Consider the following 10,441-nt stretch of genomic DNA (forward strand, 5'->3'; position numbering starts at 1 on the left):
AAAGAGTAAATAAATTGATTTTTTTCTTTTCAATCCTTTGATTGACTAATCAATGTTCGAGCGCACTTTAAGTGCGAAACCTGCTACCAGATACCTGAAACCTTCCTAAACCCAATATTATTGCATCAAACTGAGGTGGGATAAGGTTTGCTAAAAATTAAACCCGTACAAAGTTTCAGAGAATCAGCTTACACGACACCCAAAGTTAGTCTTAACTTATCAGTAAAATTTATAATAATTCCTAGTGATTAATCTTATTAAAACCGGCCAACATGATCAATTAGAGATCGAAAAAAAAGCTAATTCTTTACAAGGAAAAATCTCTATTCCAGGTGATAAATCTATTTCTCATCGTGCTTTAATGTTAGGAGCGATCGCCTCTGGTGAAACGGTGATCGAAGGATTATTGTTAGGAGAAGATCCCCGTAGTACGGCAAAATGTTTTCAAGCAATGGGAGCACAAATTTCCGAGTTAAACAGCGAGAAAGTAATCCTTAGGGGCATAGGGCAAAAAACATTACAAGAGCCGTTAAATATTCTTGACGCAGGAAACTCTGGTACAACCATGCGTTTAATGTTAGGTTTATTAGCCTCTCAACCTGACAAATTTTTTATCGTCACGGGAGATGATTCCCTTAGAAGTCGTCCTATGGCAAGAGTTATCAACCCTTTACAACAAATGGGAGCTTTAATTTATGGCAGAAATAATCACAAAAATGCACCCCTAGCCGTTATGGGGCAAAATCTTAAACCGATTCACTACCATTCTCCCGTTGCCTCCGCACAAGTCAAATCTTGTATTTTGTTAGCAGGATTGATGACAGAAGGTAAAACTACCGTTACGGAACCAGCTTTGTCAAGAGATCATAGTGAAAGAATGTTACAAGCATTTGGTGCTACCCTAGAAATTAATCCTGATACCCATAGCGTTACCATCGAAGGCAAAATAGAATTACATGGGCAAACAGTTATTGTTCCAGGTGATATTAGTTCGGCGGCTTTTTGGTTAGTTGCAGGAGCAATTACACCTAACTCAGACTTAACCATTGAAAATGTAGGCATAAACCCCACTCGTACTGGCATTTTAGAAGCTTTGATGATGATGGGTGCTGAGATTACCCTCGAAAATGAAAGAGAAACAGCCGGAGAACCTGTGGCTGATTTAAGAGTAAAATCTAGTAAATTAAAGGCTTGTACCATTGAAGGAGCAATTATCCCCCGTTTAATCGATGAAATTCCTATTCTTGCTGTAGCTGCTTGTTTTGCTGAAGGTACAACTATTATTAAAGATGCCGAAGAATTACGAGTCAAAGAAAGCGATCGACTAACAGTAATGGCTACAGAATTAAATAAAATGGGGGCAAATATTACCGAATTACCGGACGGTTTAGAAATTACGGGAGGTGTTACTCTCAAAGGTTCTGAAATGGATAGTTATACAGATCATCGTATTGCTATGAGTTTGGCGATCGCCGGTTTAAACGCCGAAGGAAAAACAGTAATTAATCGTGCGGAAGCCGCTTCTATCTCTTATCCTACGTTCGTAGATACATTAATTTCTCTAACTAATCATAGATAATAATTAATGTTGACAAAATTTTACCCACCTAAAAGAATTAAATTTAGTAAATAATTGTCGAAAATCAATTTTAATAATGTATAAATGAATTCTCTCCTAGTCTTCTAGTCCTCTAGTCTCCGAGTCTCACCTTCACCGAAAATTTTATATCGAACTCAGGTAATTTAGTACTAATTCCCTTGATTTGCAGCTTGAATTTGCCGTAAAGTAAAAATAGCTTCAAACTCTAAACCTTGAGATTCATAAAATTCTCTACCACCGGCTTGGCGATCGACTAAAGAAATAATTTTGTTAACCTGATAACCAGCACTTCTTAATCTTTCTACCGCTAACATAGCTGACTTACCAGTAGTAACAACATCTTCTAACACCACAACTTCAGCCCCCATAACTAAATCAGGACCTTCAATGTAGGCTTTTGTACCATGACCTTTCGCTTCCTTGCGAATAATAAGAGCTGAAATAGGTTTATTTTCGTAAGCAGATACCACACTAACAGCACTTACGATAGGATCAGCTCCTAAAGTCAAACCAGCTACAGCAGTAATATTTTCCGTTAATAAAGAGAAAATTAATTTACCCACTAATAAAGCACCTTCAGCCCTCAAAGTGACTTGTTTACCATTAAGATAAAAATTACTTTTTTGTCCCGATGAGAGGGTAAAATCCCCTTCTTGATAAGCATATTTAACAAATAAATCTAATAATTGTTGTCTGAGAAAAGTGCTATTATTTTCCATGAATGTTTTAATGTAGATCCGTTACAATTAGAGCAACATGATCTTACCAAATATCAATTATGTTATCAAAAATTTCTCGTTTCTTTGTCATTGCGAGTTTAACAACTCTCACCAGTGTTATTGCTAATCCTAGCGAAGCTAAACCCGTTAATACAACTGAGTCTCAAGAGGTAGAAATACCGGAATCTAACTCCCCTCTGAATATGAATGAATTAATTAATCGAGCTTTTTCGGAAAATAGTGGCACGTTTTATGAAGCAAGTGGTATTGCCGGACAGCTTAATACGATCCTAGGTTGGCGTAATTTTCCTCAAGGATCTTTTCCAGAAAATAATATTACTCAAGATGGGTTATTACTTCATACCATTATGAGTGACTATTTTAAACAGTTACAACAAAGAGAGCCTATCATCAGAACTAGAGATTTTCCTAATCCTTTTGATAGTTCTTTAAATGATGATCCTAATTTTACTCGGTAGTTGTTTTATCATCATCAAGGAAATAATTTAATAATTTGAGGTTGCTATATCGCTTTTAAACTAAAAAATTTCCCAGCCTTCTACTCTTCTAGCCTTCTAGTTTTATCTTAACTTAGTAGTTATCCAGGGTACAGGAGTTGAACCTGTCTTGGGCGAATTATGAGTTCGCTGCCTCAACCGCTCGGCCAACCCTGGTAAAAGCAGTCAATTTTTTACTACTTTACTATTATAAAATATATTTTCGTTTATTTGTCAAATTCATTTTTTATTTATGAAAATTAATACAGCAGAAATTTTTAAACCTACGATAATTGCCAGTGCTTTAGTTTTAGTTAGTAGTTTAACTGTTGGTATTGCTAGTGGAATTTTTTCTTTTTATTTAGGTAGCACATCTTTGGAAGGAGTTACATCACCCCAAGAAAATCCTACCCAAAAAATAAATAATAAAGATAGTAATGAGATAAAAACCAAAAAATTTAGTCTTATGTCCGAACAAAATATATTAATTAAAGTTTATGATCATATTCATAAAGCCCGAGAAGAAAGTAAAGTTAAAGAAAAAACCAAAAAATGAGGATTTTAAACAATTCTGATGATATATCATTAATTTTTGGAGATGTCTAATGAATTGGGATCAATTATTACTCAGAGTTGTCGCAATTTTTTTATTAATTTCTATTAATGCTTTTTTTGTGACTGCCGAATTTGCTATTGTATCAGTAAGAAGATCTCGTATTGATCATTTAGTCATCGGTGGAGATATACCCGCTCAAACGGTACAATCTTTACAAAAAAGTTTAGATAGTTTACTCTCTACTACTCAATTAGGTATTACTCTATCTAGTTTAGCATTGGGTTGGATTGGGGAAAGTACCATGGCAATTTCTCTACAATATCTAATTTCTTTTTTACCTTTACCCGAAATCATCCTTCAGATTTTAACTCATTCTGTTTCTATTCCCTTAGCCTTTTTTTTGCTAGTATATTTACAAATTGTTTTAGGTGAACTTTGTCCAAAATCTTTAGCTTTATTATATCCTGAACAATTAGCTCGTTTTTTAGCACCTCCTATTAGTGTTATCGGTAGTATTTTTAAGCCCTTTATTCATATTCTTAATCAATCAACCCGTTTTTTATTAAAGTTGATTGGTGTTGAATATACGGGGCAAGGATGGTATAAACAAGTAACACCAGAAGAGTTACAGCTAATTATCAAAACGGAAAGGGATTCATCAGGATTAGAAGCAGAAGAAAGAGAATTATTAAGTAATGTTTTTGAATTTGGAGATGTAGAAGCCTTAGAAGTAATGACTCCAAGAGTTAATATCAAAGCACTTCATTTATCAGCTACCTATCAAGATTTATGGCTAGAAGTCGCAGATACTCAACATTCTCGTTATCCTATCATTGGCGATTCTTTAGATGATATTCGAGGGATTATTGATTTTAAAGATTGTATTTCTAACTTCCCTAACAATCCAGATAGTATGAATATTCCTTTAGAAGATTTTATCAAACCTGCACGTTTTCTTTCTGAATCTACTTCTTTAAGTGAATTATTGGCAATAATGCAACAATCTCGCCTGAAAATGGTAATTATTGTTGACGAATATGGCGGCACATCCGGATTAGTAACAATGCAAGATTTAATTAATGAAATTTTAGGCGGTAATGATAGTATCTATGATGATAATGATTTTCATATTACAATTATTGATGAGCAAAATTTTATCATTCCCGCACAAATTAACTTAGAAGAATTAAACGATTTATTAGATTTTAATTTACCTTTAATTGACGATTATCAAACTTTAGGGGGTTTTTTAGTTTATCATTGGCAAAAAATTCCTAAAGAGTCTGAGATTTTTAACTTTGATCATTTTCAGTTTACCGTTATTGATGTAGATGGTCCTCGTATTAATAAAATCAAAATTACGATTCAAGAAAAGTAACCTTTAATCACCCTAGTTTGATACAAAATTGTCAGTTAGGTTAGAGAAGAGGCAAGAGGCAAGAGGTAAACGTTTGAGTCAAGGCAAAAGGTTAAAACCCCTTGTTAGGAGTTAGAAGAAAATGTAAGTTAAATGCGTCGAGTGCTTATTTAAGCTGAATTATTTTTTTCTTCATCTTCATCAACACGCAAAAGTTTACGATAAAATTGTTGGGAAAAATCAGTTTTTCGAAATTTTTTAAAGTCTTTGATAAGTAAAATTAGATATTTGACAAAATCTTGATTAGATAAATTAATTTCATAACTTAAATCAGCGTTACCATCAAATTGGATACGACAACGAGTTTTTTCGGTAGGTAAACGGGATACATACCAAATAGCAACAAAGGGAATATTTGTTTTTCCTTCAATAATTCTTTCTCCTTCAAGGTATCCCTGTTGATATAAACTTAAAGCATGGGGTAATATATCATGTTCTTCTTTTCCATAGTAAGGTTGATACATGAGAGTGTCGGCTTTACTCGCAGGTTGGAGTTTTTCAATACTAGACATCTTTTTTCCCTATTTTTGCCATAATTTAAGTCAGACATTCCTGATTTTAACTCTTAATTTGTCTTAAATTCAAGAGACTTTTTGCACAAGTCAACCAATAAAATTTTAAAATTACTCATTCCTGATTACTTTGATTATGTCTCAATCCCCAATTATTAGCGTTGCCCCAATGATGGATTATACCGATAGACATTTTCGTTATGTGATGCGTAAATTCACCAAAAAAACCCTACTTTATACCGAGATGATTACCACTCAGGCTATTATACATGGCGATCGCCATAAATTATTAGACTTTAGTGAAGCAGAAAAACCAGTAAGTTTACAACTAGGTGGAGATAACCCTCAACAACTAGCAGAATGTGCCAAAATCGGGGAGGATTGGGGCTATAACGAGATTAATCTTAACGTAGGTTGCCCTAGTTCGAGGGTACAAAATGGTAACTTTGGGGCTTGTTTAATGGCAAAACCAGAAATAGTAGCCAAATGTGTGGAAGAAATGCAAAAAGCCGTTAATATACCCGTTACCATTAAACATCGTATTGGCATTGATGATCAAGACAGTTATGAAGATATGATCAATTTTGTCAAAATTATTGCCGAAAGTGGTTGTCAAAGATTTATTATCCACGCAAGAAAGGCATGGTTACAAGGTTTAAGCCCTAAAGAAAACCGGAATATTCCTCCTTTGCGCTATCAAGAGGTATATCAACTTAAACAAGACTTTCCTCACCTGACTATCGAAATTAATGGGGGAATTACTACCATTGAAGAAACGAAACATCATCTTAATTTTGTGGATGGAGTGATGATAGGTAGGGCAGCTTATGATAATCCTTATGTTTTTGCTTCTATTGATCAAGAAATTTATGGAGAAGATTATCCTATTTTAACCCGAGAAGAAATTATCGAATCCCTTTATCCTTATATTGACTTTTGGGCATCAAAGAAACTAAAATTAAACACTATAATGCGCCATTTATTGCAAATTTTTGCGAAACAATCAGGTACAAAGCAATGGAAACGATACCTTTCAGAAAATGGTAACACTTTTAATGGCGGTTCAGACATTGTCCGTCAAGCATTAAAAACCATGAGCAATGAGTAATAAGTAATAAAATTAGAGATAAATAAAAAAAGTTCTAAATGCTTATGCTAATAGAATAGGAGGATTATTTCTAATGCCATTTATTGTAAAAGATAAACTAATAAAGTGGTTTTCTAGATCAATATTTGTTCATAAAATTATGAACTCTAAAATTCTAAATTCTCTCATATAATGATTAAAGATCAAAGACGAAGACGAGAACTGTTAAAATTGTTAGAAAAATTAGGTATTAAAAACATTTCTGAAGTTAATTTGTCATTATTAGACGTAGCATTAACTCATCCTAGTGTCTCTTTAACCCATAATTACGAACATTTAGAGTTTGTTGGGGATGCCGTTATTCGTCTAGTGTCGGCGGAAGTTTTATTGGAAAACTATTCTCATCTGCCAGTAGGAGAATTTGCCGCTATACGATCTATTATAGTTAGTGATCGCTTTTTAGCAGAAATTGCCGAAGAATATGGTTTTGATTTGTACCTTTTGATGACACCTAGTGTAAGAAACGATAAATTGGGTAAAATGTCTCGTTTAGCAGATGCTTTTGAGGCGGTTTTAGGGGCGTTATATGAAAGTACAAAAAATATGAGTTTAATTCGTACATGGCTTGATCCTATTTTACAAGAAAAAGCCGCTTTAGTTCATGCAGATCCTGCTAGAGAAAATTATAAAGATGCTTTACAAGAATGGAGTCAAGGAAAATATAAACTTTTGCCCACTTATAAAGTTAAATATAACGAAATTTTTAAGGATGATAATGAGCGTTTTATTGCCGAAGTTTGGTTACAAGATAAATTATTAGGTAAAGGAAAAGGTGCTACCAAAAAAGCATCTCAACAAGCTGCTGCCCAACAAGCCTATAATTCCATCTTAGCAGTGAAGAATGAAGAATGACAATTAACAAATCACTATCAATTAACTATATGGCATTTGGTGATCAAATTTATGTATGGCGTGAGTTAGCAAATTTAGAAGGTATTTATCAACATCATGGCATTGATATTGGCGATGGTAGTGTCATTCATTATCGTAAACCTAGTGAAATTATTGAACAAACTTCTTATGAAACTTTTAGTAAAGGAAATACTGTTTATGTGCGTCAATATCCTGATGGTTTTTCCTTTATTCCTGATGTGACAGTTAAACGTGCTTTTAGTCGTTTAGGGGAAAATAAGTATAATTTGCTACTTAATAATTGTGAACATTTTGCAACTTGGTGTAAAATTGGGGTTAGTGAAAGTAAGCAGATAAAAGATTTTATTCCTAGTATTAATAAGTTAGATACTTTTGGTTTATTAAATCCTCTTAAACACGCTTTTCAGGGAATAGATAATAACAATAGAGATAATATGGTAAATACTGCTTTAGATAAAATTAGAATAGTTTGGGATCAAATTCAACCCCAATATCGTCAAAACTTAGAAGAAGCGAGTATATGGGAAAAAGTAGCAAAAAAAGCAATACAAAATAATCGAGATGACTTAGCTAGGGAGGCAATTAAAAGAAAAAAAGAGCATGAAAAAAAAGCAAAATTTTTAGAGAAAGATTTAGAAAAATTAGCCCTTATGACAGAGAATTTATTGCAAAATCAAATTCAAAATTGAAAAATATAGCTAGTTTAAGTGAATTGTGTAAATGCTTTTGTTTTTACCAAAGAAATTCTGTTAAAAGCCTCCCCTTTGAAGGGGAAAAAATGAAAAATATATCCCTTATTCAATCCTCTTGATTCATCTTTCTTGTTAAACTTTTTACTTTGAGGAATATATACAGAAGAGAGAAAATAAGCTGAAACTTATGAAGATTTAGTGAAGAAGATGAGAGGAGGCGATGATGATTAAACTAATAACAACCACAACAAAACAGGCTAACCAGTGTTTAAGATTAATAGTTGGCTTAGTTTTTTCTTTTGGTAATTGACAATTATGATTATAACCCCTTAAAATCATGGCTTGATAGACCAATTTTGATTGATTGTAACTTCTAATAAGTAAACTTCCGATTAAATTCCCCATTATCTGGCAATTTCGGTAACTGAATTTATGAGGATGAAAACCTTTTAACCTTAATCCTTTTTCTATAGTCATTAAGCGATCGCCAATCTCTTCTAAATAACGATAAGTTAATAACATCATATCACTAAGAATAGGAGATAATCCCAAAGATTTTAAAGTTTTAAGAGTCGTAATAAAAGAAGATGTGCCAAACAACACCAAACTCGTAGTTAAAATACAAACAAAGCGAGTCACAACTAGAATAACTAAAAGACAACCTTCTAATTTAATTTGCACCAAAAAAGAAAAAATAACAGTTTTACCGACAAAAAAAGGGCATAAAAAAACCACAGCAAGAATAAAAATACTGGGATAACGAAGACGGGATAATAAAAAATGAAAAGGAAGATTAGAGGATAGATATAAGAGTATAGTGATAAAAATAATTAGAGGTAAAAAGACTAAGTTTTGGATAAAAGCAAAGGCAAAAATTAAACTAATTAAAGCGATAAATTTTGGTTGGGGTTGCCAACGATGAATATAAGAATCTAAATAAGCGTATTGATCTAATAATAACTTCATTTAGTGAATAGTGATTAGTGATTAGCGATTAGTAGTAAAACAGAAATCCGCACCGGTAATTCTAAATTCTAAATTCTAAATTATCTCAGGTTTGACTTTAGCCAAAAAAGTAACTAAAATTACTGTTAAAATGCCTTCGATGATAGCTTGAATACCATAACCAATTAAAGAAGTTAAAATAGCAGTTTTTTCTTTGTCAATATTTAACTCAGGTGATAGATTATTTAAGGTAATAAAAATAAACAGTAAAGCTGATAAAAAGATAGCCATTGCACCGGATAAAAAAGCTAAAAGATTATTACCTAAAGAATTATTAAAAGGAGGTAATTTTCTTAACAACCAAAGATAATAAGCCATTAAAGAAGGCAACCCCATAATAATAGTATTGATGCCTAAAGTTGATAAACCTCCATATTGAAAAAACACTGCTTGAAAAAATAAACCAATTAAAATAGCGGGGAAAGCAAAGTAACCTAAGATTAACCCCATGACACCATTTAAAATAAGGTGAATACTAAAAGGGGGGATAGGAATATGGATGAGGGAAGAGACAAAAAAAGTTGCAGTTAATAAAGAGGCTTTAGGAATTTGTTGTTGATAGTCTTCTTCTTTACGAATTTGACGTAAGGAAAACCAAGTAACTCCACCAGTGATAGCATAACCAAAGATAGAAATAGAAGGGGGTAATAATCCATCGGGAATGTGCATATTAGTAATAAGTGGGCAAGTTAATTGTATATTTATCTTTTGAAAGGCAAGAGACAATGGAGATTGTCGATGATTTTTATTAATTTAATCAAGAGATTATCTATCTGACTTATAATATTTTATGAGGTTAGGAAAGAGAAGAAAGAAAATAAGACTGCCATATTTGATTTAATTAAATTTTTTTGCGTGAAAAAAATAAAGCTGTGCCGACAAAACCCCATACTCCTGTTATTGCCATCGTCAATTTTTGCGTCATCGTCAAAGATGAAATTATGTTGGATGATTGAGATTTAAGGATTGGGTTATTTTCTTGAGGTTGTGAAACAGAGGGAGAATTTATCTGATTGTTTTCTGGAATAGATGATGACTTAATGGGTATAGTAATTACATTACCATGCCCTGCGGATCTAATTTTAATAGTCCAATTTCCCCCTTGAGAAAAATCAGGGGTAAAAACAAATTTTCCCTTGCCATCAGTTATGCCTTTTAACCAAGGTTGTGTGGTGTCACTAGGAGAATAAATTATTACTTGTGCATTTTCCATCGGTATTCCGTTATCGTATTTAGCATCAATTTCAATAACTTGTTTTTGCTGATAATTAATAACACTACCATGAGCGAAAACTTTATCAATAGTAAAACTGAAAATAAGGATAAAACTGAAACCAATACTTGATAATTTACTTAACATCTACTGACATCTCAATTTATAATTTTTTTGTATAAGTTAATGTTTTTGTTTGCCTCTTTTTGT

12 protein-coding genes and 1 tRNA gene are annotated in these 10,441 nt (G+C 32.7%); 7 read left to right on the plus strand and 6 right to left on the minus strand.

What is annotated here, in order from left to right:
• Positions 1–244 precede the first annotated feature (244 nt).
• The gene (gene aroA / locus FWJ34_RS14895) at positions 245–1,579 is read left to right on the plus strand and encodes a 3-phosphoshikimate 1-carboxyvinyltransferase (RefSeq protein WP_396231992.1); all 1,335 of its coding nucleotides are present in this window, start codon (positions 245–247) and stop codon (positions 1,577–1,579) included.
• 170 nt (positions 1,580–1,749) lie between these two features.
• On the opposite strand, the gene pyrE is transcribed toward aroA, so the two are convergent.
• Positions 1,750–2,319 carry an orotate phosphoribosyltransferase gene (gene pyrE / locus FWJ34_RS14900; RefSeq protein WP_308256123.1) on the minus strand — a complete coding sequence of 190 codons (570 nt, stop codon included), beginning with the start codon at positions 2,317–2,319 and terminating at the stop codon, positions 1,750–1,752.
• 59 nt (positions 2,320–2,378) lie between these two features.
• Between pyrE and FWJ34_RS14905 the strand changes: the two genes are divergently transcribed.
• Entirely contained in the window at positions 2,379–2,798 is a 420-nt protein-coding gene (locus tag FWJ34_RS14905) for a hypothetical protein (protein ID WP_308256124.1), read from the plus strand.
• A gap of 122 nt (positions 2,799–2,920) precedes the next feature.
• Here the strand turns inward: FWJ34_RS14905 and FWJ34_RS14910 are convergent.
• Positions 2,921–2,993: transfer RNA gene (locus FWJ34_RS14910), tRNA-Ile, on the minus strand.
• 76 nt (positions 2,994–3,069) lie between these two features.
• Here FWJ34_RS14910 and FWJ34_RS14915 point away from each other — a divergent pair.
• Together FWJ34_RS14915 and FWJ34_RS14920 are read left to right on the plus strand one after the other, a co-directional pair.
• On the plus strand, positions 3,070–3,372 hold the full coding sequence (locus FWJ34_RS14915) for a hypothetical protein (RefSeq protein WP_308256125.1): 303 nt from the start codon (positions 3,070–3,072) through the stop codon (positions 3,370–3,372).
• Between the two features lie 49 nt (positions 3,373–3,421).
• Positions 3,422–4,750 (plus strand): hemolysin family protein, encoded by a 1,329-nt coding sequence (locus tag FWJ34_RS14920; RefSeq protein WP_308256126.1) that lies wholly within the window; start codon positions 3,422–3,424, stop codon positions 4,748–4,750.
• A gap of 149 nt (positions 4,751–4,899) precedes the next feature.
• On the opposite strand, the gene ebsA is transcribed toward FWJ34_RS14920, so the two are convergent.
• Positions 4,900–5,301 carry a type IV pilus biogenesis protein EbsA gene (ebsA, locus tag FWJ34_RS14925; protein WP_308256127.1) on the minus strand — a complete coding sequence of 134 codons (402 nt, stop codon included), beginning with the start codon at positions 5,299–5,301 and terminating at the stop codon, positions 4,900–4,902.
• Positions 5,302–5,437: 136 nt separating this feature from the next.
• Here ebsA and dusA point away from each other — a divergent pair, with 136 nt between their 5' ends.
• The 3 genes from dusA (at position 5,438) to FWJ34_RS14940 (ending at position 8,010) form a co-directional block, all read left to right on the plus strand.
• Positions 5,438–6,409 carry a tRNA dihydrouridine(20/20a) synthase DusA gene (dusA, locus tag FWJ34_RS14930; RefSeq protein ID WP_308256128.1) on the plus strand — a complete coding sequence of 324 codons (972 nt, stop codon included), beginning with the start codon at positions 5,438–5,440 and terminating at the stop codon, positions 6,407–6,409.
• Positions 6,410–6,577: 168 nt separating this feature from the next.
• The gene (gene rnc, locus FWJ34_RS14935) at positions 6,578–7,300 is read left to right on the plus strand and encodes a ribonuclease III (RefSeq protein WP_308256133.1); all 723 of its coding nucleotides are present in this window, start codon (positions 6,578–6,580) and stop codon (positions 7,298–7,300) included.
• 29 nt (positions 7,301–7,329) lie between these two features.
• The gene (locus FWJ34_RS14940) at positions 7,330–8,010 is read left to right on the plus strand and encodes a lecithin retinol acyltransferase family protein (protein WP_308256134.1); all 681 of its coding nucleotides are present in this window, start codon (positions 7,330–7,332) and stop codon (positions 8,008–8,010) included.
• A gap of 198 nt (positions 8,011–8,208) precedes the next feature.
• On the opposite strand, the gene cbiQ is transcribed toward FWJ34_RS14940, so the two are convergent.
• The 3 genes from cbiQ to FWJ34_RS14955 all read right to left on the minus strand — a co-directional run bounded on the left by cbiQ (position 8,209) and on the right by FWJ34_RS14955 (position 10,378).
• Complete coding sequence (gene cbiQ / locus FWJ34_RS14945; RefSeq protein ID WP_308256129.1) at positions 8,209–8,979, minus strand: cobalt ECF transporter T component CbiQ; 771 nt, start codon at positions 8,977–8,979, stop codon at positions 8,209–8,211.
• A gap of 75 nt (positions 8,980–9,054) precedes the next feature.
• Positions 9,055–9,687, minus strand: a complete 633-nt coding sequence (cbiM, locus tag FWJ34_RS14950; protein WP_308256130.1) for a cobalt transporter CbiM — start codon at positions 9,685–9,687, stop codon at positions 9,055–9,057.
• Positions 9,688–9,859: 172 nt separating this feature from the next.
• A complete protein-coding gene (locus FWJ34_RS14955) occupies positions 9,860–10,378 on the minus strand; it encodes a carboxypeptidase regulatory-like domain-containing protein (protein ID WP_308256131.1) in 519 nt (172 codons plus the stop codon).
• Between the last annotated feature and the right edge of the window lie 63 nt (positions 10,379–10,441).

Source organism: Geminocystis sp. GBBB08, from assembly GCF_016743215.1.
In the GTDB taxonomy this organism is placed as follows: domain Bacteria; phylum Cyanobacteriota; class Cyanobacteriia; order Cyanobacteriales; family Cyanobacteriaceae; genus Geminocystis.